We start from the raw sequence: 25,099 nt of genomic DNA, 5'->3' as shown, positions 1-25,099 counted from the left end.
CTGACCTCAATCCTAGCAATAAAGTACAAAAGACTGAGAGAATAAACACGCCGTTTAAGCCCCCAGTCCCTCGTATCATGTACGATATCGCTTGAATATGATCGTCATGCAAGCATGGTCAATTTACTATTTAAAAACGATTTCTTCCACGATAGCGATGCTTTTGTTCTAAATCGAGATAAGTCAGTAACCCTCGACATTTCAAAATAATCAATAAGATATAACTCATTGTCGCACCGATAAAGCTTGAAACGATAAAAACCGCCATCAATGGTTTGATTAAAAAATGGTCAATTTGTAACAGCCAAGCAAGCGGTATACACATGAGACTCCCAATGATACCTGTACCAATCACTTCTCCAATAGCCGCAACGAAAAGATGACGATTCACATAGTAAAATAAACTTGCTAGCAATACGCCAATCATACTCCCTGGAAAAGCAAAAAGCGTTCCCGTACCGAATAAAATACGTATAGTTGATGATAAAAATGCTTGCACAAGGGCGTACCACGGGCCGAGAATGACTACACTTAATACATTTACAAAATGTTGAACAGGTGCAGCTTTAATCGGTCCTAATGGAATCACAACAACTGTGCTTAATACAACATTGACTGCAATAAAGAGCGCGGTCAGTGTTAGTTTACGTGTGTTCAAACGTATCACGCTCCTCTATAGGCGAGAGATTCAGCCATTTCATTTTCAGAACAATTTAACATTCTTAAATTACATCTTTTTATGGTCCTCAACCTCAAAGTTTTCTTGTCCAATTTTTGACGATAACGTCCCAATCACCACTTGTAGCAAGGTGTTCGCTTCCTGTTGTGCAACTTTGAATTCATTGACAATAGGCATATGATTCATTTTCTTTTGTAATGCTTCAATTTTTGCTTCTGATTGTTCGAATGCCAAAGGTTTATCATAATTTTGTAGATTGACGGATTGTTTTTGATTCGCTTTTAACTCCGCCATGTATTGGGAAATCCGTTGATTTTGATGAATTTGTGCTTCGACACGTTGATAGGCTTGAATGGTCTCCAATGATTGAAGCGATGTACTCAATTCACGAGCACGCGCTAAAATATTTTCACGTGAGTTCATTTAAACGGTCACCATTGTTGGCGCACTTACACCTACAAACTCACCATTTAAAGAAAATTGTTTCGCTTCAATGATTTTAACGTCAACGATTTTACCAATCACTGATTGTGGTGCGCGGAAATTAACTAATTTATTTTTCTCAGTATACCCAGCGAGTACCGCTTCATCCTTTTTACTTGCCCCTTCACATAGCACACGCACAACTTCACCTTCATAGGCTTTTAATGCACGTGATGAATACTCACCAACAAGTCGGTTCAATTGTTGTAAACGGGCTTTCTTCACATCATTCGGTACATTATCTTTCATTTTAGCAGCTGGTGTACCATCACGTTGAGAATAAATATACGTATACGCATGTTCAAAGCCCACCGCTTCATATAATGATAGGGTTTCTTCAAATTGTGCATCTGTTTCATTTGGGTAACCGACGATGATATCAGTGGTCAAAGCAACATCAGGCATCGCTGTTTTAATCCGTTCTACCAAATCCAAATAGCTTTCACGCGTATACTTACGTCCCATGATTTTCAGTACTTGGTTATTTCCTGATTGTACTGGTAAATGAATATGTGGCACAATGTTACCACCTTCCGCAATGACTTCAATCATACGGTCAGTAAAGTCCCACGGGTGGCTCGTTGTAAATCGCACACGCGGAATATTTATTTTTGAAATATCCGCGAGCAAATCGCCTAAGCCATATTCAATATCATCTAAATCTTTTCCATAAGCATTTACATTTTGACCCAGCAAAGTAATTTCTTGATAACCTTGACGTGCTAAATCGCGCACTTCTTCAATAATATCATCAGGGCGGCGGCTTCGCTCTTTACCTCGTGTAAACGGCACAATACAATATGTACAAAATTTATCACAACCGTACATAATGTTGACCCATGCTTTAATGCGACCTTGTCTTACTTTTGGCAAGTTCTCAATCACATCGCCTTCTTTAGACCACACTTCTACAACCATCGCTTTAGATAAATACGCTTCTTCTAAAATTTGAGGAAGTCGATGAATATTGTGTGTCCCAAAAATCATATCCACATTTTGATAAGACTTCAATATTTTATTGACCACCGATTCCTCTTGAGACATACATCCACAAACACCGATTAAACAATCTGGGCGTTCTTGCTTAATGTGTTTCAAGTTTCCAATTTCACCAAACACTTTATTTTCAGCATTTTCACGAATCGCACAAGTGTTCAATAAAATCACGTCTGCCACATTTACATCTTCAGTTGGTGTAAAACCTAGCGCGGTCAAAATTCCTGCCATCACCTCAGTGTCATGCGCATTCATTTGACAACCGTATGTTTTAATTAAAAATGAGCGACCTTTTCCCATTCCACGATATTTTTCATCAATTTGGAAGTCGCGATTATATTGTACAGTTTCTTTTCCACGCTTTTTCGCTTCTTTTAAGCTAGGAGGTTGATAAACGTGCTCGAAATCAAAATATTTACTGTAATCTTTCTCTTCTTTATTTTTTCGTTGTGCTAAAACGTCTATTGTTCCAGCTTTTCTTTGTTCTTCATTCACATACAAAACCCTTTCTGCCCATATCATCATTAGTTCATTATATTAAAAATCTAGAGAAAGTGCAAAATGAAATCTTATTCATATGCATGACTAAAAGGGGACTTTACGCTTCATTCATCGCATCGTATTTCCCGGTCAACGTTTCAATCATTATGCCTTTCGGTACATGATAAAATTTAATTTGACTTATCACACTAGGTGCTTCAAGCTCAACCATTCGATCGTTCATGTTTTGAATCAGTATTAATAAGGCACTCATATCTCCTTCAACTGTTGTTTCTAATGGACCTACACGATATTTCAAACCTGATGCATCAATGACTTTAATTGCTTCATCAACATAGGGAATGACATCTTCTCCGTTAGGCGTTTGTGGAATGATTTGAATGCTCATGAGTGTATCAATCATTGCAAGACCTCCTTAATTAAAAACAAAAATAATAATTTTTAATGCAAGATTTCGTTACGCGCTCCCGTATCAATGATTCGTTTGGAAACAGTTTGGCTAAAAACGAATGTCCGATTCTGCTTTTTAAAGACGATATATTTTATTTAAAGTACCATTACCATCATATGCTCATTATGACTTTGTTGAAAGCGGAGTGCAAAAATTTAGTTCCATACTTTCTCCATTTCGAGCTGCGCAACACGAACATTCTTAAAATACTGCCACATAACATAAAGGGAACGGTTGTATCAGAAATAACAACCATTCCCTTTTCTCTTCATCATTACACAAATTGTTTCGTCAATGACTCAAACTGCGCTGCACTTAACTTCAAATCTTGGTGTACTAACGGTTTTTCTGCAAAACCATCAATTTGAGATTCGTATGAAGGGGTTGTTGTATCTTGATAGACAATCCCTTTCACTAACGAGTGATGCTGTAAAACCATTTGCAATGCGGCTTGCTTATCACTCACATCGTAACCTTCAATATCATCAATTGCTGTAAGATTCTCTTTAAACCAATCATACGTATTGATTTTATTGTACGTTACACAAGGGGAAAAGACGTTGACAAACGAAAATCCGTCATGTTGAATGGCATCTTCAATCATTTTAGTTAATGCTTTAATATCACTTGAAAATCCTTGCGCAACGAACGTCGCACCTGAAGATAATGCGAGTTCTAATGGGGCAACATTTTGTTCAATATTACCTTTTGGTGTTGTTTTAGTGACAAATCCCGGTGCTGAAGAAGGTGACGTTTGTCCTTTTGTCAAACCATAAATTTGATTATCCATAACGATATAAGTGATGTTCATATTACGACGCAACGCATGAATCGTATGTCCCATTCCAATCGCATACCCATCTCCATCTCCACCTGATGCGATGACGGTTAAATCACGATTTGCCATTTTCACGCCTTGTGCGAGTGGTAACGCACGTCCATGAATCGCATGCATACCGTATGAATTGACATAACCCGATAAACGCCCAGAACAACCAATCCCCGTAATCAGTGCCACATCTTCTGGTTCCAACCCGACATTTGCTGCTGCTTTCTGGATAGCGGCTTGAACAGAGAAATCACCACAACCTGGGCACCAGTTCGGTTTCACATTATTTCTAAAATCTTTAAAAGTAGCCAATTACACTCTCTCCTTTAATGCGTTTAAAATTTCTAAACCTTTACTTTCGATTTCGTGAGGTAAAAATGGGGTACCGTCGTATTTGGTTTGTTTGATTAATTTGTCACCGATATTCACATTCATTTTAATGATGTTCGCCAGTTGTCCTTGATAATTATGCTCGGCAACAACCACTTTTTGCGCTTGGTCGACAGCTTTTTGAATCACTTCTGTCGGAAATGGATGCAGTTGACGAATTTGTAGATAATTCACACGATGACCTTGTTCAATTAATCGCGTGACCCCTTCTTGAATTGCACCTTTTGTAGAAATAAAGCCGACATAAAGAATATCTGCTTCATCATATTCAATCGCACCTTCGACAGGTTTTGGAATTAATAAATGTTCTGTCTTACGCATCCGTTTATCCATTTGATTTTGACGGTTTTCTGGCGCTTCACTTGGTTTACCTTCTTCGTTATGCTCCACACCTGTCACATGATGAATTCCGCCTTTTACACCAGGAATTGGACGCGGTGACACACCTGAACTTGTTAAGGCGTATCTTCTAAAATACGCTTTGTCATCTTCATCACGTTCGATATCTTCTAAAATCGTCGCGCCACGACGAATTTCAACTTTTTCATAATCCAATGCTTGTACAGTTTGTTTACCGAGTGATAATTGTAAGTCGCTTAATAAAATGACTGGACATTGATATTCCTCAGCTAAATTGAAAGCTTCAATGGTTAAATAAAACGCGTCTTCAGCGTCTGTAGGTGCTAAGACGATCTTAGGAATGTCCCCATGTGTTCCATAAATCATTTGCATTAAATCCGATTGCTCTTGTTTCGTCGGTAATCCTGTAGAAGGACCCCCACGTTGCGTATTAATCACAACAAATGGCGTTTCCGTCATCCCCGAAAGTCCAATCGCCTCCATCATGAGTGATAGCCCTGGACCTGCTGAAGCTGTAAATGCACGTACACCGCCATAATTTGCACCAATCGCCATCGTAGCCGCAGCAATTTCATCCTCAGTTTGAATGACTGATCCACCCACCTTAGGTAAATTCTCAATCATATACTCCATAATTTCTGAAGCAGGTGTAATGGGATACGCCGCCATAAATCTAGAACCTGCCGAAAGCGCTCCTAAACCTATTGAATCATTTCCAATCATATACAAATGGGGCACCCCATCGCTGTCTTCTAATTGAAAATCTCCAGTGATTTGATCCAGTTGCGCTTGCATTAAACGATATCCCTCATTCAATGCTTGAATATTTAAATCAACAACTTTTTCTCCTTTTTTCTCAAACATGTTTGTAATTAATGCTTTAAAAGTGTCTGTATTCAAGTGCATTAAGGCAGCCGTTGCACCAATTGCTACCATATTTTTCATTAAAGTTGTCCCAAGTTCTTTCGCAATGTCTGTAAATGGTAAAACAATGAGCTGCGCTTGACAATTTTCTGGTTTTTCTGGTTTTGCTTTGCTGTCCGCTAAAATCACGCTATCCTCACGCATTTCATGGTGGTTCAAGACAATCGTCTCTTGATCAAAAGCGACAAGTATATCAAGGTCATCGCTAATGGCATGGACGGGTGTTGTAGAAACACGAATTTTATTATTCGTATGCCCCCCTTTAATACGACTGGAAAAATGACGATAACCATAGAGATAATATCCTTTGCGGTTCATAGCAGTAGCGAAAATTTCACCCGTTGATTCAATACCTTCGCCTTGCTGTCCTCCCACTTTCCATGATAATTGAGATTTCATAGATTTAGCCTCCTACACGTTGGAATTCACTCAACATTTTATCAAAATAACCCACTATTTGCTTTACAAAATAGTGGGTTATAAGAAAATTCATACTAATGGCGGATAAAACAACGTCACATTGTATCCACATTTAAACACTCTTCAAATACTGTACGACATTGACCTTTATTAATTATCGAAAGGATGATCTTCATTAATTAATATCCGCTCAATTTTTTTGGCGGTGCCATCCTCTTTCAAATCAATAATCACACCCGATAAAACGCTACGACCTTCGTCTGGAACCACATGCCGCTGTGGCAAACTCGTAATAAATCTTTTAATCACTTCATCTCTGTTGATTCCTAACACGCCATCATAATAACCTGTCATTCCAACATCAGTGATAAAGGCCGTCCCTTGGGGTAAGATGCGGTTATCTGACGTTTGAATATGTGTATGTGTTCCGACAACTGCACTCACTCTGCCATCTAAATACCATGCCATTGCATTTTTTTCGGATGTCGTTTCAGCATGAAAGTCAACGAAGATAAAATCCGCTTCCTTTTGTGCTTGCGCAATGAGTTGATCGGCTTTTTTGAATGGATCATCAATGACCGGCATGAAACTCCGACCTTGTAAATTGATCACCGCTAATTTTTTAGCGTTTAATTGAATAATACGCATGCCGAGACCAGGTGCTTCATCAGGGAAATTGGCAGGTCTGACTAGACGCGTCGCATCGTGAATAAAGTCGTAAATTTCTCTTTGACCGTATGTGTGATTACCCATTGTCATGAAATCAATGCCTTCTCTCAATAATGCTTTATAGATCTTCTCTGTCAATCCTTTACCATGTGCAGCATTTTCCGCATTCGCAATTGTCAAAGTAGGTCTGTAATGTTGTTTCAGCTTTGGTAAAAACGTCGTGATTGCTTGTCGTCCAACTTTACCAACAATATCCCCTATAAATAAAATTCTCATTTCTTTCGTCCTCTCTCAATGACCATTTAAAACCTGTCATTCAATCTCTTCATATGTATATCTATACGTTGTGTTTCATGGGTGATATTTGCATGACGGATTTAATGAGAAGAACGTATCATCAGCTGCTGTTAACAATGATACGCCTTCTCCAACATCCCATTTTAATTCTCTTTCTATTCACATTCATTTTATATATATTTGATAAGTTTTATTGTAACGCTCTCTTCTACGATGTCAATCAACTCACTCGTTTCGTTCAAGACACTTTAACATAATGTAAACGAAGTGCATTCAGTGCGACAATTAAAGTTGCACCCATATCAGAAAAAACAGCAATCCATAGTGTTAACCAACCTGGAATAACGAGTAACAACGCAATGAGTTTGATGATAATAGCAAATGCAATATTAACTTTAATCGTACGCATCGTTCGTTGGCTCAATCGATACGTAAAAGGCAGTCGCGACATATCATTGCTTAACAATGCGACGTCTGCGGTCTCAAGAGCGGCATCTGTACTTGCTCCACCCATCGCGATACCAATCGATGCCCTCGCTAAAGCCGGAGCATCATTTACGCCATCTCCGACCATTCCTACTGTACCAAAGTGTTGTTCTAAATATTCAATTTCATTTAATTTATCTTCGGGTAGCAGATTGGCTTTAACATGTGTCATACCTAACTGATCAGCAATGACTTTTGCCGTTGGTCCATTATCACCTGTCAGCATAATTGTATGTTGAATACCTAATTTTTTCAATTGTTGAACGGCTTGTAAAGACTGTTCTCGCACTTCGTCTCTCATCGCAATTAATACACACAATTGTTCATTTTTCTTAGCGATAACCACGGTATGGCCTGTCGTTTGCAATTGTTGAATTCGCGCTGACATATTATGATTCAACTGCGCTTCAAACATTTGTGGTTGTGCAATAACATATCGTTGACCGTCCACATTCGCAGAGACACCTTGGCCTGTTTGAGAATAAAAATCGGTCACGTGAAATTGTTCAAACGTGTGATGGTGACTTTGTGCATATTCTACAATAGCACGCGCAATCGGATGTTGCGAATATGTTTCGATTGCAGCGATAGGGCCGATGATACTTTCATCCACTGGGGTATGATCGGTTAACGATTCTACAACTGTGACAACAGGCGCGCCAACGGTAAGTGTCCCTGTCTTATCAAATGCGATGGCACGCATCCGACTTAACTGTTCAAGGTGAATGCCACCTTTTATTAAGACACCATTTTTTGCTGCGTTACCAATACTGGATACAATTGAAATCGGAGTGGCTATGACTAACGCGCATGGACAACCCACTACGAGCACGGCAAGGCCTTGATAAATCCAAGTTACAAAAGGTTGATTGAATAAAAGAGGCGGCAATAAGGCGACCAGAAGGGCAATAATCATGATGGCTGGCGTATAATAGCGGGCAAATTTTTCTATGAGTGCTTGTACAGGAAGTTTTTTAACTTGCGCTTCTTCAACAAGTTGAATCATTTTTGCTAACGTTGTCTCATGTGCAACCTTAGTCACACGGACTTCCAAAACGCCATCATTATTCAGTGTTCCGGCATATACATCCATTCCTTCTGTCTTTTCAATTGGCATCGACTCCCCTGTAATTGCAGCTTGGTTGACTGTCGCTTGACCCGAGATCACAATGCCATCTAGCGCGATTTTTTGTCCTGGCTTAATATATAATACGTCCCCTTGTTGGACTTGTTCCACCGGCATTTGTTGTTGTTGTCCATTGCGTAATACAGTCGCTTCATCCGGTGCAATTTCCATTAAAGATCGCATGGACTGACGTGCTTTATCCATAGAAAAACTTTCAAGCGCTTCACTGATTGCAAATAAGATCACGACTGCAGCGACTTCTCCCCATTGTCCTAAAATAGCACCCCCAATCACTGCTATCGTCATCAATGTTTGCATATCAAACTCAAGGCGACAGAGATTTTTGATACCTTGGATAATTAATTGTCCTCCGCTTAATAAAATAGATACAATAAATAATAAGCGCGTCATCAATTCGTGCTCTCCAATGAGAAAGCTAGAGATATAACCCAGTAGAAACACCACAGTAGCAAAACAAATCGTTGAATGTCTCTCATAAAATGCGCGCATCTTTTGGATGATCCCTTGATCATGATGCGTGGGTTGCCCCATGTGATTTTTCTCGCTTTTTTGATAATCTGGCGTCAATTTAAGATTTTCAAATGCACCGGCACTTTCCAACTCAGCGATTGTTGGATGGCCAGTGACATAAATTTTTGCTGCGCCAAAGTTGACTTGCGCTTGATCGACGGAATCCAATTGTTGAACATTTCTTTCATACTTAACTGCGCAATGTGCACATGAAAGTCCTTCTATTTTATAAGTTGTCCGACTTTGATTCATCTTCATCCACTTCTTTCTTATGCTCAATCGAAATCATCATCAATTGTCGAATATGTTCGTCATATAATCGGTATAAAGCACGTTTTCCTGATTTTCGATAAACGACAATACCATTTTTGTATAACGATCTTAAATGATGTGACGCATTCGCAACCGTTACACCTAAAATGTCCGCGATATCACAAACGCAAAGTTCTTCATGTTGACAAAGTGCAAATACAATTTTTGAACGATTGACATCTGCAATACTTTTAAACATTTGACTCACACGTTCAATATTAGAATCACTAATTTCTTTTTTAGCTTGATGCACTGCATCTACATCTATTCTATATGTTTCACAAGTCGGTATTTTTTGATTGACCATATCCTCATATCCTTTTTTATTTTTATAATAAAATTATAACTTCTTTTATCACCATATTCAAGTCATCGCTTGAATGAAAATATTAGATTAATTTTTTAAAAACAGGGTATGGCTATTTTAGGAAGCGGCTAGAATACATGAAGATGTATCTCGTGTTTTTCTCTCACGTACGATGATGGGGCTGCGCCTTTTTTCGCTTGAGCGTGTGCGCATTTCGCATCAGTCAACATGGTTCTATGCCCCAATATAAAAACAAAAATTAGGAGTTGTAGTTAATTCATGTCAATTCAAATTGATCCAAAAACATTTGCCGAACTTGTCGTTGGTGCAAACACTTCTACAAAGAAAAATCCAGAAGATATTGCAAAAGAAAGTATCGCCATTTATATTCACGCCTATCATATGGCAGAACGTTTTACTCATATCTCATCAAGTTGCTATGATACGGCGAGTGCATTGGAAGAATTGAAAGCAACCGAATTGCATCTCTCTCGTTAATATAAGAAAATAACTGATTTCAGAATCAAAAAAGCAAGTTTCTTAACTATTCATGTAGTTAAAAAACTTGCTTTTCATTTTCATACGCGATTATTTTGCATATTCAATTGCTCTCGTCTCACGAACGACTGTCACTTTGATATGACCCGGATATTGAAGTTCTCCTTCAATTTGGTTTTTAATATCTCTAGCTAAACGATGCGATTTCAAATCATCAATGGCTTCCGGTGATACAATCACACGAATTTCTCGACCCGCTTGAATCGCATAGGCTTTTTCAACGCCATCATAGTTTTCAGAGATTTCTTCTAAACGTTCCAAACGTTTAATGTAATTTTCAAGCGTTTCTTTTCTAGCCCCCGGTCTTGCAGCAGAAAGTGCATCTGCAGCTGCCACTAAGATTGAGATAATAGAAGTTGGCTCTACATCACCATGATGAGAATGAATTGCATTAATTACAGTCTCTGGTTCACCATATTTTTTAGCTAATTCCACACCAATTTCAACATGGCTACCTTCCACTTCATGGTCAATCGCTTTACCGATATCGTGTAATAAACCTGCACGTTTCGCTAAAGTAACATCTTCATTTAATTCTGCTGCGAGCATACCAGAAAGATGTGCTACTTCGATAGAATGCTTGAGTACATTTTGACCGTAACTTGTACGATAATGCATTCGACCTAAAATTTTAATCAAATCTGGATGCATATTATGAACATTTAGTTCAAATGTGGCATGTTCACCAGCATCTCGAATAATTTCATCGACTTCTCGTCTCGATTTTTCAACCATATCTTCAATTCGACCTGGATGTATGCGGCCATCAGAAACAAGGTTGATCAAAGCGGTCTTAGCAATTTCTCGACGAATAGGATCAAACCCTGATAAAATGACTGCCTCGGGTGTATCATCTATAATTAAATCGATACCCGTCAACGTCTCCAATGTTCGAATGTTGCGGCCTTCTCTCCCAATAATTCGACCTTTCATTTCATCATTAGGTAAGTTCACCACTGAAACCGTTGATTCAGATGTATGGTCTGCTGCAAATCGTTGTACTACAGTTGCAAGTAATTCTTTGGCTTTTTGGTTTACTTTTTCTTTCGCTTCATTTTCTTTTTCTTTAACAAGTACTGCAATATCTTGTGACAACTCTTCTTCTACACGTGTTAATTGTTCTTGACGTGCTTCTTCTTGTGTGAGACCGGAGATGCGTTCTAGTTCTTGTTCATGCTTCATTATTATTGATTGAACACTACTCTCTTTTGCGTCTACTTGTTGTTGTCTTTCTTCAATTTTAGATTCCTTTTGCTCTAAAATCTCATCTTTTTTATCGAGAAGATCAGATTTTCGCTCCAAGTTCTCCTCTTTTTGAAGAAGTCGGGATTCTTGCCTTTGAAGCTCTGACCGTCGTTCTCTAAGTTCACTTTCTACACGTTCTCTGAGAATTTGGTTTTCTTCTTTCGCTTCAATTAACTTCTCTTTTTTAAGGTTTTCAGCTGCTTTATTTGCTTGCTCAAGAATATCTTTTGCAGTATGCTTCGCTTGCACCTGCTTTTGGTATATCAAGTTTTGGGCGATAAAATACCCTACAACAACTCCTAGAATCATACCCAGCAAAATGAGTAAGAGGCTTAATAAATTCACACAAACACCTCCTTTTTTCTAGGATTTCATTCTGTATGTTAATAAATCTATATGATTATATGGATAAAAATAAGAATCATACAAGTTCAATTGTACGTTTTGAACAATGAAAAATCAAGGCTTCTGACATCATTGAATGAAAAAGACATTCGGCTTTGAAACGATATGTTCAAAAATTATTTAATGGACTACTATTGTTAACTTATGTCATTTTACATTTTACTCGTCCATGGAAGGTTGTTTCAAAAAGTTGAAAACATCTGCAGTCTGTGCCCAAAATCTTTTAATTCCCTCATGATGTGCCTCTCATCAAATGGGATACGTTTAAAAAATCATTTTGTCATAATAAGCATAATAATAAAGAAAAACCGAACAAAGGAAGAGGCCCTTTCAAGCCTCAATCCCTGTTCGATTGCTAATACAGACGATAAATGAAATGCACCAATCATCTATCTGAAACCGTTGACCGATTCCTGTCGTTTATTCATCAAATAAAGTCTGTGTTTCTTCTTGTTCAGCCTCTTCAACATCACCATCAAAAATGCCTAGTTTTTCTCGTAATTTACGATCGATTTCATCTTCAAGTTTAGGGTTTTCTTGTAAAAATTGTTTAACATTTTCTTTACCTTGTCCCATACGTTCACCGTTGTATGAGTACCACGCACCCGACTTATCCACAATATCATATTGTACCCCTAAATCTATCAATTCACCTTCACGAGAAATACCTTTACCATACATAATGTCAACTTCAGCCACTTTAAACGGTGGTGCCACTTTGTTTTTCACGACTTTGATTTTCGTTCGGTTACCTACGATATCTTGACCTTGTTTTAATTGTTCTGCACGGCGGACTTCCAAACGAACGGAGCTATAAAACTTGAGTGCGCGTCCACCTGGTGTTGTCTCAGGATTACCAAACATTACGCCAACTTTTTCACGAATTTGGTTAATAAATATAGCGGTTGTTTTCGACTTAGAAATCGCAGCAGACAATTTACGCAACGCTTGAGACATCAAACGCGCTTGCAAACCTACATGCGTATCCCCCATCTCACCTTCAATCTCAGCTTTAGGTGTTAATGCAGCAACAGAGTCAATAATCACGATATCAACAGCACCACTTCTTACAAATGCTTCAGCGATTTCAAGACCTTGCTCTCCATGATCAGGTTGTGATAAATATAAATTATCTATGTCTACGCCAAGTGCTTCAGCATAAACTGGATCAAGTGCGTGCTCAGCATCAATAAAAGCAGCAACACCTCCATTTTTCTGTACTTCTGCAATCGCATGTAGGGCTACTGTCGTTTTACCTGAACTCTCTGGGCCATAAACTTCGATAATACGACCTTTAGGATAGCCACCCACGCCTAATGCATGGTCTAATGTTACAGAACCCGTCGAAATACTTGAAACACGACGATCTTTATTTTCACCGAGTTTCATTACAGCACCTTTACCAAATGATTTTTCCATATTTTTAATGACTGTATCTAATGCTTTTTGACGTTCATTATCCAATTTAGGACCCCCTACTTAATCGAAATTTCCTGTTAATTTATTTCTACTATACATGGTCTGAGATTAAATTACAAGCATTTTGCGAATGTTTGTTCGTTATTTTAGAAATGCAAAATCATAAAAACAGAACGCATGTACTTATATTTGTTCGATAACTTTTTGATTTTGTGGATATTTTAACCAATTTAACCAGGTTATTAAAATATAATTTTGACTTCTGTCACGTTGTAAATGTCTCTTTTGACTCATTTTAAACGTTTTAATTTGGAAGTCCTCCTGATTTAACAATCCAATAAAAACCGTATTTACTTCTACGAGTATACTGATAGCCATTTCGGAATCATATAAAGATTGAACAAAAACAGCCGCATTGTATAGCTGTTGCTTCATCGGTGCAGTGGTATCAATAAACTGCGGGTGATGTAGCATATAACCTTTCAGTAAATGATTGACATCTTCCTGCTTTATGCGCGAATATAATATGCCATCCGTTACTTGATCATAAATCGCTACGGTTTGCTTTTGTAATTCGAATACGGCACGTTCAGGTGTCATCGCATCAGAACCGTAGTAATATAGCCCTAATCTTTGTAGAATTTCTTTTTTTACCGGTGCAATACGCTGACGTACCGCTTCAGTGTGTGTACCACTGGCCGTCAATCGAATTGTGACCTCATGGGTACCTGCTAATGGCGCTATAGTAGGATTCGATTGTGCATCTATTAAATCCATAATTGTCGTTTCCACTTGTGACTCACCAATACCACAAAATCGTAATACTTCTGACTCAATGGTTTGTCCACTTTGAGCAAAATAAGGCATCAACTCATGATTGACCATTGGCTGTAACTCTTTCGGTGGTCCAGGCAACATAATGATATGCTGATTTCCTTCATCTACATAAATTCCAGGTGCCATTCCTACTTTATTTTTCAACACATGCGCCCCTTCAATGACAAGCGCCTGTTGACGATTATTTGTCGTCATGACTTTTCCATGTTGCTGAAAGTATGCCGTAATCGCATCCATTGCTTCTTGATCGATCACCAAGCGTTTGTTCAACACATCAGCAATGGTTTGTTTTGTTAAATCGTCCTTAGTCGGCCCTAATCCTCCTGTAAAAATCAAGATGTCATATTGATTTAATGCACGTTTCGTCACTGATGCTAAACGTTGTGCATTGTCACCTACGACAATATGTTCTAAAACATGGTATCCCGCTGCGTTAAACTTTTGCGATAAAAATTGTGCATTGCTGTTCACAATTTGTCCTAATAAAAGTTCTGATCCAACTGCAATAATACAAACTTTCATAAAATACCTCCAATATTGACGCCTTCTCCATGGCACATGCGATGTCATCGTCATCCAAACAGCTATTACAAAACGATGCCCTTTAATCACATCATCCTTGTTACATTTTCAATCAACACAAAAAATAGAAAAGCAACACAAGCCGTTAATACACTCATGTTGCTCAATCATCGTACGTCTTTTCATTAAGACCTTACGCTTTTCTATCTTGTAAAAAAACATCACGGCCTTTATAAAAATACTCAATACCAGAAAGTATAGTGAAAAATACGCCAATATATAATAAAATTTGTCCCAATGAAAAGCCAATCCATTGACTGAAAGGTTCGCCTAACAATATCAATACTAACGCCACCATTGTCACAGCTGTTTTAATTTTTCCTAATTGCCCTGCCGCACTTACAAAGCCTTGTTCGATTTGCAATAAACGTAAACCTGTGACTGCAAATTCACGTGCAATAATAATGACTGCAACGACAGAACTCGTAAGTCCCAATTCAACTAGGACGATGAGTGCTGCGGACACTAAAAGCTTATCCGCTAATGGATCTAAAAATTTCCCCATGTTTGTGACAAGTTGCCATTTACGTGCCAAATATCCATCTAAAAAATCGCTTAATGACGCTACAATAAAAATCACGCCACTGATTAAAAATTCAACACGAATCAATTGTCCTCCTAAAAAAGTCACTTGACCCATTCCAAAGTCGACAAGTGCAAACAACATAAAAATTGGAATTAAAATCACTCGAAACAAAGTAATCTGATTCGGTATATTCATTATTTTTCCTCTCTTCAACATTCTCTATCTTTTAAAATCATTATAGCATAAGCGCCATGAGTCCCCAACAGACTGCTGTAATACATATGAGTAATCCAATCAAAGTCGCAACCTTTTTGGGCTGTTCATTCGACTGTTCAAAGGTCAACACATCTTTATGTTCCGCGATTTGCTGTAAAATCATGTGCGCTTGACGCTGTGATTCAGGTAATTCCTCTTTGTGCTTTTCCATCAACAATTGTGCGTCGATATTCACAGATTGGGCATATTTTTGAATAAATCCTCGAATATGATGTGGATGTTTAAAACTTTCGAAATGATTTTGTTCAATACGCATCAACGTGTCTCGTTGTATTTGCGTCCTTTTTTCTAATTCAGCGAGTGTCATGCCGATACGCTCTCTTTTACTCTGCAACACTTCTCCGATCGTTTGCACATTGCGCCCCCCGTTCATCTCCATGATCCAAATCCGTCCCCAAAACCATCACCGAATCCACCAAAAGTATCACCGAAATCTAAATTGTTTTTACTTCTTACGGTTTGCTTTTTCATTTCTTCATATTCTATTTCTTGGTTTTCTTCCGCTCTGAGTTCGATGATATAGTCAAAATCTTCCATTATATAATCACTTGCTTCAACAAAAAGGTCAGGGTGCTCAACAACTTTGACAGAAGGCAATGTCATTACCTCTCTAACCAATTCTTGATGTTTCGGATTCGTTTCACGCGCCGTTACTGCTCCATCGATGATATAGACGTGATCTTTATCATATTCTCCTTTAATTAAAGAACTTCTCACAGTTTGCTTAATCAATGTAGAACTAATAAAAAGCCACTTTTTATGTGCGGAAACACTTCCCGCTACAATAGACTCTGTTTTTCCCACACGTGGCATCCCTCGAATACCGATTAACTTATGACCTTCCTCTTTAAATAACTCTGCCATGAAGTCAACAAGTAAACCTAAATCGTCTCTTTCAAAGCGGAATATTTTTTTATCATGCTCATCTTGCTTTACGTATCGTCCGTGTCGGACTGCCAAACGATCTTTAAGTTCTGGTTCACGTAACACTCTCAATGAAATATCATCGATTTCTTTCAACAATGTTTCAAAACGTTTAATTTTTTCTTCGCTATCCGACTTAATGATGAATGCACGTATCGACTTATCAATGCCATTAATCGTTCCGATGTTAATACCCATCATCCCTAGCAAGCTTGATACATCGCCTAATAACCCAGCTCGATTGACATTAATATTATATTCTAAATACCATTCGCGTTTTTCTCGTGTGATCATCAAAATCCCCCTTACGTATACAGTGCCAGTAGATTAACTTTATTATAGCAAATTAACAATACCATCCACCATTAATACGTTGAACAGTACCGGTCATACTTTGCGCACTAGGTGATAATAAAAAACGCGTCACATATGCAACTTCCTCAGGTGTCACCCACCGATTTTGAGGCAATTCCTCAAGCAAAGCGTCACGCGCATCTATTGGTAATGCGTCCGTCATCCGACCTGCAACCACACCTGGTGCAACGGCATTGACAGTCACAGAAGTACGCGCTAACTCTTGTGCAAGGGCTTTAACAAAACCAATTTGGGCCGCTTTCATACTAGAGTATACCGTTTCATAACTCGCACCTGTTTCACCCCAAATTGAAGAAATGACCACAATACGCCCTTGTTCACTTTGAATAAGTTGATTAATGAAATAGCGTGTCACTTTGATGAAATGAAAAACGTGTACACGATACAGTGCGTCAATTTGCGTATCTTCCATATCTTGTAACAAGCCATACAAACTTTGACCACTCGCATAAACGATGGCATCTAAGTTACGAATGAATCCAAATTGTTGGTCTAAATCGATGGATTGCGTTAAATCCAATTGGATAAACTGTACAGGTTGATTTTGAAATTCATCTCTTAATTCAGCAATAGGTGTCTGATGATAGGTCACAACCACTTCATAGCCATGTGAAAGAAGGTCATGCGTAATTGCACGACCTATTGTACCAGAACCTCCAATCACAAGTGCTTTCATGACATTTTCATCTCCAAACGACTGTCCACCATCGCCTCTAAATCCAGACGACGACGAACTGTTTCGTTTACCGTTTCTAATGTAATACTGTCCACTAAATTTAAAAGTTCAAATAAACTCAAACCATCAAAATAAAATTTCGTAGATTGGTTCGCAATATACTCTGGCGCATTCAAGCTAGAAATATATTCACCAATAAATTGTCTCTTCAATAAATCAAAAGCATGTTGATCCTCTAATTGTCCCATTCTCAATTTAAGTTCATCAATCAGTAAACCTTTCAAGCGATCTGGTTCAGTCGTTGCTGATGTAATCAGAGTAAAACTATAGCTTGGTTCAATCACTGTTTGGTAGCTAAATGTATCATCAATCAAATCCTGACTGAGCAACATTTGATAAAATGGTGTTTCTTCTCCATAAATCATCTCGAAGAAAAATGACATCTCTATATCTTCTTTAACCCCTTGTTGCAACGTCGTTTCGTATACGGGATGCTTTAAGCCAATCATTATTCGTGGCGATTGAATTGCCATTGCTTCATCTGTTTTAGAACATACGATTTCAGAAGGTTCTAACAACGGATCACGCTCAATAACAGGTTGCGCTTTAATGCCACGTGCATCTTCATGTGTTCGTACCAGTTGCTCGATATGTTCGGGGTCTACATCTCCTACAACGAATAGCACCATGTTGGAAGGATGATAGAACGTTTCATAGCATAAATACAAATCGTCTTTTGTGATTTGATAAATACTTTCAACCGAACCCGCAATATCGACGCGCACTGGATGTTGATGATACATCGCACGCAAAGTGTTAAACATCAGACGATATCCGGGTTGCTCTTGATACATTTTAATTTCTTCAGCAATAATCCCTTTTTCTTTTTCAACAGAGGCTTCTGAAAAGTAAGGTGATTCCACCATTTTTAACAAACGTAAAATATTGTCATCAATATGATTGGTGGCGCTGAATAAATAACTTGTACGATCAAAGCTTGTAAAGGCATTCACTTGTGCATCATGTGCTGCAAACTCTGTGAACAAATCACCGTCTTCTTTTTCGAATAATTTATGTTCTAAAAAGTGGGCAACACCATCAGGAACAGAAACAAATTCATCAGAGCCATGTGGCTTAAAACGGTAATCAAGAGAACCAAATTGTGTCGTATATGTCACAAAAGTCTTCTGAAAATCTTTTTTAGGAATAACAAAAAGGTTTAATCCATTTTCCAAAGTCGCATGATACACCGTTTCATCAATTTGCTGATAGTATGTTTGCTTCATCTACGTCACCTTCCTTTGTCAAAATATAAATCGTATCTAAATGCGCATTTTGACAGAGTCGTTGAATATCTTCATGTCGAACCGCTTGAATGCGTGCTTCAAATTGCGCTTCTGTTTCAGGGACATCTAACAGCAATTGATTGTGCATCGTCTCAATCATATGTTTTGGACGATCTTTCGATTCTTTTCTGCCTGATAAAATAATCGTTTTCGCCAATTCCATTTTCTCTTCTGTGAAATCACCTGTTTTAAATCGGTTAAACGCTTCTATAATCGTATCTTTTGCGAGTTGATCATCTTTTACAGATACACCACTCATTACAAATAAGAAACCATTTTTCCCATCGATTTGTGAATGGATGGAATAGGCTAAACTTTTTTGCTCACGTACTTCATTGAACAATACAGATGATGGATCACCACCGAACATGGTATTAAAAACAACGAATGCATAGTAATCTTTTTCACCATAATGCGTAGGAAAACGAAATCCCATATTCAGTTTAGCTTGGTCTATATCATCTTTTTCAACGATTTCTTTCACAGGTGTACCGTGTTGAATCGTTTGACCAAATGACGTAGGTCGATATGTGAAAGCGCGAATGTTAAATTCTGATTGAATACGTTGAATCGTTTCGTCTTCTTTAACATTTCCTACAACATAAACAGAACAGTAATCATTGTCTAACATAGAACGATATGTATGATAAAGATCTGCCGCGGTTATCTTGTCAATTTCATCAAGGTCGCCCGCCGCCATATAACGATAAGGATGCGTGCCAAACATATGTTTAAGTAATCGTAAGTATGCAATTTGAGATTTATTATCTTCAAGCGCAGATAATTTTTTCTTTAACAAACTTTTTTCTTGTTTCACAAATGTTTCGTTAAATTCACCATTTGATACAAGTGGATTCAAAATAATTTCTTTTAACAAAGCGATACCTTTTTCGAACAAAGGCTCATCATCTAACAAATAACGCGAATTAACAATTTCCAACGTTATCGTAATGACATGGCAATCTTTATACTTAGACACATAGCTATTAACGTAAGCGCCATACAATTCAGATAAATATTGATTGAATGCCTTATCGTTTGGAAATTGATGTGTCGCGCGTACAAGTAATTTGCTTAATAAAGAACGCTGTGTCATTGTTTTTTTATCCAATGGCGCCATAAATTTAAACGTCACAGTCGTTGTCTTAAACTTCTTCGTGGATAACACTGAAATAGGTAGTACAGATGGGTCTTGAAGTTGTTTCATGCAACTCCTCCTTTACAATTGATTTAATACATTATAGACGTTTTCGAATCGTCCGAAACTTAACTAAGCTACTTTTAAAATAGTTTAAAGAATACAGAATTGGATTTCCTGCCTCTGTATAATGAACCTGTTTTAATAGCATTAAGCCATCGTGTGGATCGGCTTCTAATGCTTCTGAAATATACGGCTCATAACTAATGGCTTCGATTTCTGTATCAGCGTACGCAATCTTTTGTTGACTGACTGATTCAATCGCTTTCAAAATCGATGTTTGTTGATTATGTGTACCAAAATGGGACAACACATTCATTGAGACTTTGTCTAAACAGTATACAACAGGTTGACCATCCGCTGTTCGAATACGCTCAATGACAGTAATCGGCGTCTCCGGCTCTAGTTGCATAATTTTACAATCATCAAGAGAGGCGATTTCTTCATCTAGACTTAAAAAGACTGTTCCATTTTCATAACCTTTATCAGAAATCATTCGCCCAATGCTCATCAACTCATCTAATGGATAGAAAAAAGGTTGTGGCACTTTTGCCCGTACGCCTTCTTCAAAATTTTGAGTCACGATTTGTTCGGTCACGAGCTCATGAATCGCCACTTGAACATTGTCAGCAGTGACACCAAATTGACGCGCAATGGACATTAAACCTGGCAAAGAAGCACCAGGTTTAATGTTTTCTTGTTCTATTTCTTTAAGAATCCATTCTTTTACAATATTAACATCTGGGTTTATAGACATCGGTTACACCTCTCCATCATTTAAATCGACTAATATTTGTCTTGGTTTGCTGCCCTTTTGCGGACCAATCACTTGATTACGCTCTAAATCATCCATAATTCTTGATGCACGGTTATAACCAATTCTAAATTGTCGTTGGAGTAAAGACGTGCTCGCTTTTTGTTGTTCAATCACGAACAAATAAGCTTCAGGGTATAGTGGATCATCACTTTCATTTGTTCCGTCCTGAGACGTATCAGCATCAGGTTCCATTTCTTTCACATAATTGGCGCTTTGTTGTGCGACTACAAAATCTACAACCTTTTGCACTTCATTATCACTTAAAAACGCCCCTTGTACTCGCGTACGTGTGGAACCACCGTTTTTGATAAACAACATATCACCTTTACCCAATAATTTCTCTGCCCCGCCACTGTCAATAATGGTGCGTGAATCTGTTTGTGAGCTCACTGCAAATGCAATGCGCGAAGGAATATTATTTTTTATCAAACCGGTAATGACATCTACTGAAGGTCGTTGTGTGGCAATAATCAAATGAATCCCCGCAGCACGCGCCATTTGTGTAATTCGCGTAATCGCTGTTTCAACATCTTTGCCTGCAACCATCATTAAATCAGCCAATTCATCCACGATAACAACAATATAAGGTAATAATGGTTCTTTTTCAGCCAATTCTTTATTTTTTTGTGCGACAAACGCATTAAAGCCTTCAATGTTTCGTGTCCCTGAATGTTGAAATAAATCATAGCGTCTTTCCATTTCTGCGACGACTTTTTCTAATGCTTGTGCCGCTTTGTGTGGATTTGTGACGACAGGCGTTAATAAATGTGGAATACCATTGTATACATTTAATTCTACCATTTTAGGGTCAATCATCATCAATTTAACTTCATGCGGTTTTGCGTTTAGCAAAATGCTCGTAATTATTCCATTAATACATACGGATTTACCACTACCCGTTGATCCCGCTACTAATAAATGAGGCATTTTATTTAATTCGGCTGTCACAGGTTCACCCGATATATCACGTCCTAAAGCAACTTCTAACTTGTTGGTTGTAGGAAATTTCTCATCAAGGACTTCTTTCAAAGTCACTAATGCAACTTTCTGATTCGGCACTTCAATACCTACAGCAGATTTACCAGGTATCGGCGCTTCGATACGAATATCCTTTGCTGCAAGTGCAAGCGCGATATCGTTATGTAAATTTACGATACGACTGACTTTCACCCCTTGTGCAGGTTGGACTTCGTATTGTGTCACAGCCGGACCAATTTTAATTTGAGTCACCTTAGCATCGACACCAAAATTTTTCAATGTGGTTTCAAGCAATTTACCTTTACGCTGTACTTCCGTTTTTGAAGTCGTTTGTTGACGTTGTGGTGCATCTAATAATGATAGCGGTGGCACTTTATACTTCTGATTTTCTACCGCCCCCGCCTCAGAAATAGAGCCCTCAGCATCCATCACGCGCTCAAAATCGCCATCTTGTTGTGACTGATTTGATTTTGAAGCGTCGAATGATTTCGGTGAGTTACCCGCAGGCGTTGTATGTGATTCAGCAGAATTTTCTTCCTCTACCTCAACTGTTTTATGTCCGAAAATAGGAATTGTCGGTGCATCAACGGACTCACTTTCATCATGAGCGATTTCAGGAAAATCCGAAACATCTTTGACTTCAGGGGTTTCCGTTTGTTCCTTTTCTCGTGCAAGGCGTTTTTGTTCTTTTTGATCCGCCTTCGCCATACGTCGCTCTGATTGTCGTACTTTCGCTTTTTCATACGAAGCGACCGTGGATTGTTTAAACTGTTCCAACCACGACTTTGCAACGTCGCGATGTCGTTTTTTCATTAACAAAATACCACTTGAAATTAATAAAATGAGTGTCAATAATACGATGCCGACCAAAGAAATCAATGGCAAAAGAAAATGAACCAACTCAAAACCAATACGACCGCCTCCAAAGTGCATATGTTCCGGCGCATCATAACTTTGAAATACGAATGACAATACAGGTTCACGTCTCGCTCTTACCCCTTCTGTACCCATAAAAAATAACTGAGCTACAAAAAGTAACGCAATTTGCAATACAATTGAACCTGTCATGCGCCGTGTTTTAGGCAATTTGCCATTATAAGCAATGAATCCAATCGCTAATAATAGTAAGAAGTATGTAAGATAACGTGTTAAACCAAACAAATAATTAAAAAAACTATCGATGGCGATTCCAATCAGTCCTAGTTGAAACACACCCAACATGAGGACAATCACCATAACTATCGCTAAAACAAATCGGATTGGCGTATCATTCTGTTTCCTTTTCGATGTACGCTTTTTGTTACGCGTCGTTTGGGATTTACGTTTTGGGGTTTGCGCCATGCTTCGTCACCTTCTACTTTCTTAAAATGATATCATTAACCTGTATGATGAAAAAAGCGAATCTACTCTTCAAAATGGCGTGCTTTCAAAGAGTAAGATTCGTTTTCTTGTTTGAACTTCACACAGACATTAACCTTAAATTTCCGATATAACCGGGATAATCATTGGTTTTCTACGTGTATTTTCATAAAGTAATTTACTTACTTGGTCACGCATATTTTGTTTCATCTCAGACCATTCGATACGCTTTTCTTGTAAACCTGCTTCTACAATTTCACGTACCTTTTCCTCCGCTTCTTTCAGTAACGCTTCACTTTCACGCACATACACAAAGCCTCTCGATTGAATCTCAGGCCCAGCAGCGATACGTCTGTTTTTAGGATCCAATGTCACAACTGCGATAAATATACCATCCTGCGCTAACAAATGACGATCACGTAAAACGATATTGCCGACATCTCCCACACCAATACCATCTATCAAAGTATTTCCAGCATTCACTTTTTCGTTAAGGTTCATTTCTTCACCGTCAAAGTGAATCACATCGCCTGCTTCAGCTAAAAAGATTTTTTCAGGTTTAACCCCTGTTTCACTAGCCAATTTGGCATGCGTAATTTGCATTTTGAATTCACCTTGCACTGGAATAAAGTATTCTGGTTTCATCATGTTTAACATCATTTTTAATTCTTCCATGCATCCATGGCTTGATGCGTGGATTTTTTTGTTATTTGGAATAATATGTGCACCCGCACGCACTAACTCATTAAGTGTATTACCTATAATGACTTCCATATTGGCAGAAGCCGTTATCGCCAGAAAGACTGAATCCCCTTTTTGGATATTCATAATTTTATGTTTTTGACGTGCCATTTGACTCAATGCTTCTACAGGTTCCCCTTGCATCCCAGTGGCAATAATAATCACTTCATTTTTCGGATAATTTTCAACTTCACTCATCGGGATCAGTAAATCCTTTGGAATGTTAAAGTATCCCATTTTGCGCGCAATGCTGAATGAACTTTCTAATGAACGACCTAAAAATGATACTTTTCGGTTTAATCTGCTTGCAATATTGAGTACTTGTTGAATACGAATAAAGTTAGACGCATAACATGACACAATCAAACGACCTGACACTTTTGCAAAAGCGTCAAACATATGGCTTTCAATAACATTCTCAGGTGTGTTATACCCTGGTTTTTCAGCTTCAGTTGAATCACTTAATAACGCAAATACGCCATCTTCACCAATCTCCGCCATTTTCTTCATATCAGGCGCATAATGCCCTTGTAAACTTTGATCGAATTTAAACTCGCCCGTGTATACAATCGCACCATAAGACGTGTGAATACAAACCCCTAAACTATCCGGTATACTGTGCGTTGTATTAAAAAATGTCACATTGACCCCTTTAAAACGCATCACTGATTCATTATTTACAACGTAATAACGCACCTTTTTACTAATTTGTCGGGCTTTTAAGCTTTCTTTAACGAGTCCAATCGTCAATTTAGAGCCGTAAACCGGTGCATCGACTTGTTCTAAAATGTAAGAAACCGCTCCGATTGCATGTTCGTGACCATGCGTTAAGAAAATCCCTTTTAATTTTTGTTGATTTTCCAGTACATATTGAATATCAGGAATAACAATGTCAATGCCTAACATTTCGTCCTCAGGAAATTTCAATCCTGCGTCCAGCATAAACATCTCATCGTCGACTTCAACAATGTACATGTTTTTAGCAATCTCTCCTACACCACCGAGTGGAATAATACGTATGTCTTTATTTTTCTTTTTTACTAAATTCAAAATTTTACCTCCTAATAAATATAACC

General features: G+C 38.2%; 22 protein-coding genes. 1 reads left to right on the top strand and 21 read right to left on the bottom strand.

The features are described 5' to 3' along the window. Positions 1–130: 130 nt before the first annotated feature. From thiW to B5P37_RS10625, 9 genes are all read right to left on the bottom strand, one after another. Positions 131–658, bottom strand: coding sequence for an energy coupling factor transporter S component ThiW (thiW, locus tag B5P37_RS10665; RefSeq protein ID WP_085238194.1), 528 nt, complete (start codon positions 656–658; stop codon positions 131–133). 69 nt (positions 659–727) lie between these two features. Further along, positions 728–1,102 carry a YlbF/YmcA family competence regulator gene (locus B5P37_RS10660; protein ID WP_085238193.1) on the bottom strand — a complete coding sequence of 125 codons (375 nt, stop codon included), beginning with the start codon at positions 1,100–1,102 and terminating at the stop codon, positions 728–730. Beyond that, complete coding sequence (gene miaB, locus B5P37_RS10655; RefSeq protein WP_085238192.1) at positions 1,103–2,653, bottom strand: tRNA (N6-isopentenyl adenosine(37)-C2)-methylthiotransferase MiaB; 1,551 nt, start codon at positions 2,651–2,653, stop codon at positions 1,103–1,105. Positions 2,654–2,756: 103 nt separating this feature from the next. Further along, the gene (locus tag B5P37_RS10650) at positions 2,757–3,062 is read right to left on the bottom strand and encodes a thiamine-binding protein (protein ID WP_085238191.1); all 306 of its coding nucleotides are present in this window, start codon (positions 3,060–3,062) and stop codon (positions 2,757–2,759) included. A 322-nt stretch (positions 3,063–3,384) separates the two neighbouring features. Next, positions 3,385–4,251, bottom strand: coding sequence for a 2-oxoacid:ferredoxin oxidoreductase subunit beta (locus B5P37_RS10645; protein WP_085238190.1), 867 nt, complete (start codon positions 4,249–4,251; stop codon positions 3,385–3,387). Beyond that, positions 4,252–6,012 (bottom strand): 2-oxoacid:acceptor oxidoreductase subunit alpha, encoded by a 1,761-nt coding sequence (locus B5P37_RS10640; protein WP_085238189.1) that lies wholly within the window; start codon positions 6,010–6,012, stop codon positions 4,252–4,254. Positions 6,013–6,183: 171 nt separating this feature from the next. Continuing rightward, the gene (locus B5P37_RS10635) at positions 6,184–6,978 is read right to left on the bottom strand and encodes a TIGR00282 family metallophosphoesterase (protein ID WP_085238188.1); all 795 of its coding nucleotides are present in this window, start codon (positions 6,976–6,978) and stop codon (positions 6,184–6,186) included. Between the two features lie 259 nt (positions 6,979–7,237). Continuing rightward, positions 7,238–9,394, bottom strand: a complete 2,157-nt coding sequence (locus tag B5P37_RS10630; RefSeq protein ID WP_085238187.1) for a heavy metal translocating P-type ATPase — start codon at positions 9,392–9,394, stop codon at positions 7,238–7,240. Continuing rightward, positions 9,369–9,761, bottom strand: a complete 393-nt coding sequence (locus B5P37_RS10625; RefSeq protein ID WP_085238186.1) for an ArsR/SmtB family transcription factor — start codon at positions 9,759–9,761, stop codon at positions 9,369–9,371. Before B5P37_RS10625 ends, B5P37_RS10630 begins: the two co-directional genes overlap by 26 nt. A gap of 279 nt (positions 9,762–10,040) precedes the next feature. Here B5P37_RS10625 and B5P37_RS10620 point away from each other — a divergent pair, with 279 nt between their 5' ends. After that, on the top strand, positions 10,041–10,259 hold the full coding sequence (locus tag B5P37_RS10620) for a hypothetical protein (RefSeq protein ID WP_085238185.1): 219 nt from the start codon (positions 10,041–10,043) through the stop codon (positions 10,257–10,259). A 90-nt stretch (positions 10,260–10,349) separates the two neighbouring features. Here the strand turns inward: B5P37_RS10620 and rny are convergent, their stop codons facing one another. The 12 genes from rny to rnjB all read right to left on the bottom strand — a co-directional run bounded on the left by rny (position 10,350) and on the right by rnjB (position 25,073). Next, on the bottom strand, positions 10,350–11,909 hold the full coding sequence (rny, locus tag B5P37_RS10615) for a ribonuclease Y (protein ID WP_085238184.1): 1,560 nt from the start codon (positions 11,907–11,909) through the stop codon (positions 10,350–10,352). 480 nt (positions 11,910–12,389) lie between these two features. Further along, positions 12,390–13,433, bottom strand: a complete 1,044-nt coding sequence (gene recA, locus B5P37_RS10610; RefSeq protein ID WP_085238183.1) for a recombinase RecA — start codon at positions 13,431–13,433, stop codon at positions 12,390–12,392. A 138-nt stretch (positions 13,434–13,571) separates the two neighbouring features. Further along, entirely contained in the window at positions 13,572–14,747 is a 1,176-nt protein-coding gene (locus tag B5P37_RS10605; protein WP_085238182.1) for a CinA family nicotinamide mononucleotide deamidase-related protein, read from the bottom strand. Positions 14,748–14,940: 193 nt separating this feature from the next. Beyond that, positions 14,941–15,528 carry a CDP-diacylglycerol--glycerol-3-phosphate 3-phosphatidyltransferase gene (gene pgsA / locus B5P37_RS10600; RefSeq protein ID WP_085238181.1) on the bottom strand — a complete coding sequence of 196 codons (588 nt, stop codon included), beginning with the start codon at positions 15,526–15,528 and terminating at the stop codon, positions 14,941–14,943. 40 nt (positions 15,529–15,568) lie between these two features. Beyond that, positions 15,569–15,964, bottom strand: coding sequence for a helix-turn-helix domain-containing protein (locus B5P37_RS10595; RefSeq protein WP_085238470.1), 396 nt, complete (start codon positions 15,962–15,964; stop codon positions 15,569–15,571). Between the two features lie 14 nt (positions 15,965–15,978). Further along, positions 15,979–16,827 (bottom strand): YmfK family protein, encoded by an 849-nt coding sequence (locus B5P37_RS10590; protein ID WP_085238180.1) that lies wholly within the window; start codon positions 16,825–16,827, stop codon positions 15,979–15,981. A 52-nt stretch (positions 16,828–16,879) separates the two neighbouring features. After that, a complete protein-coding gene (ymfI, locus tag B5P37_RS10585) occupies positions 16,880–17,584 on the bottom strand; it encodes an elongation factor P 5-aminopentanone reductase (RefSeq protein WP_085238179.1) in 705 nt (234 codons plus the stop codon). Next, positions 17,581–18,870 (bottom strand): EF-P 5-aminopentanol modification-associated protein YfmH, encoded by a 1,290-nt coding sequence (gene yfmH, locus B5P37_RS10580; RefSeq protein ID WP_085238178.1) that lies wholly within the window; start codon positions 18,868–18,870, stop codon positions 17,581–17,583. Before yfmH ends, ymfI begins: the two co-directional genes overlap by 4 nt. Beyond that, positions 18,842–20,137, bottom strand: a complete 1,296-nt coding sequence (yfmF, locus tag B5P37_RS10575) for an EF-P 5-aminopentanol modification-associated protein YfmF (RefSeq protein WP_085238177.1) — start codon at positions 20,135–20,137, stop codon at positions 18,842–18,844. The genes yfmH and yfmF overlap by 29 nt, the downstream gene beginning before the upstream one ends. 31 nt (positions 20,138–20,168) lie before the next feature. Then, complete coding sequence (locus tag B5P37_RS10570; protein ID WP_085238176.1) at positions 20,169–20,885, bottom strand: GntR family transcriptional regulator; 717 nt, start codon at positions 20,883–20,885, stop codon at positions 20,169–20,171. A gap of 3 nt (positions 20,886–20,888) precedes the next feature. After that, the gene (locus B5P37_RS10565) at positions 20,889–23,264 is read right to left on the bottom strand and encodes a DNA translocase FtsK (RefSeq protein ID WP_085238175.1); all 2,376 of its coding nucleotides are present in this window, start codon (positions 23,262–23,264) and stop codon (positions 20,889–20,891) included. A gap of 135 nt (positions 23,265–23,399) precedes the next feature. Next, a complete protein-coding gene (rnjB, locus tag B5P37_RS10560) occupies positions 23,400–25,073 on the bottom strand; it encodes a ribonuclease J2 (RefSeq protein WP_085238174.1) in 1,674 nt (557 codons plus the stop codon). Between the last annotated feature and the right edge of the window lie 26 nt (positions 25,074–25,099).

The sequence above is a fragment of the Staphylococcus lutrae genome (assembly GCF_002101335.1).
Classification (GTDB): domain Bacteria; phylum Bacillota; class Bacilli; order Staphylococcales; family Staphylococcaceae; genus Staphylococcus; species Staphylococcus lutrae.
This window is presented reverse-complemented; position numbering and strand designations above follow the sequence as displayed.

Coding starts and splice junctions, on each gene's coding strand:
- B5P37_RS10650 (WP_085238191.1), bottom strand. CDS start 3,062: ATGATTGATACACTCATGAGCATTCAAATCATTCCACAAACGCCTAAC.
- pgsA (WP_085238181.1), bottom strand. CDS start 15,528: ATGAATATACCGAATCAGATTACTTTGTTTCGAGTGATTTTAATTCCA.
- B5P37_RS10640 (WP_085238189.1), bottom strand. CDS start 6,012: ATGAAATCTCAATTATCATGGAAAGTGGGAGGACAGCAAGGCGAAGGT.
- B5P37_RS10605 (WP_085238182.1), bottom strand. CDS start 14,747: ATGAAAGTTTGTATTATTGCAGTTGGATCAGAACTTTTATTAGGACAA.
- B5P37_RS10620 (WP_085238185.1), top strand. CDS start 10,041: ATGTCAATTCAAATTGATCCAAAAACATTTGCCGAACTTGTCGTTGGT.
- B5P37_RS10625 (WP_085238186.1), bottom strand. CDS start 9,761: ATGGTCAATCAAAAAATACCGACTTGTGAAACATATAGAATAGATGTA.
- B5P37_RS10630 (WP_085238187.1), bottom strand. CDS start 9,394: ATGAATCAAAGTCGGACAACTTATAAAATAGAAGGACTTTCATGTGCA.
- B5P37_RS10590 (WP_085238180.1), bottom strand. CDS start 16,827: ATGATCACACGAGAAAAACGCGAATGGTATTTAGAATATAATATTAAT.
- B5P37_RS10565 (WP_085238175.1), bottom strand. CDS start 23,264: ATGGCGCAAACCCCAAAACGTAAATCCCAAACGACGCGTAACAAAAAG.
- yfmH (WP_085238178.1), bottom strand. CDS start 18,870: ATGAAGCAAACATACTATCAGCAAATTGATGAAACGGTGTATCATGCG.
- B5P37_RS10635 (WP_085238188.1), bottom strand. CDS start 6,978: ATGAGAATTTTATTTATAGGGGATATTGTTGGTAAAGTTGGACGACAA.
- yfmF (WP_085238177.1), bottom strand. CDS start 20,137: ATGAAACAACTTCAAGACCCATCTGTACTACCTATTTCAGTGTTATCC.
- B5P37_RS10570 (WP_085238176.1), bottom strand. CDS start 20,885: ATGTCTATAAACCCAGATGTTAATATTGTAAAAGAATGGATTCTTAAA.
- ymfI (WP_085238179.1), bottom strand. CDS start 17,584: ATGAAAGCACTTGTGATTGGAGGTTCTGGTACAATAGGTCGTGCAATT.
- B5P37_RS10660 (WP_085238193.1), bottom strand. CDS start 1,102: ATGAACTCACGTGAAAATATTTTAGCGCGTGCTCGTGAATTGAGTACA.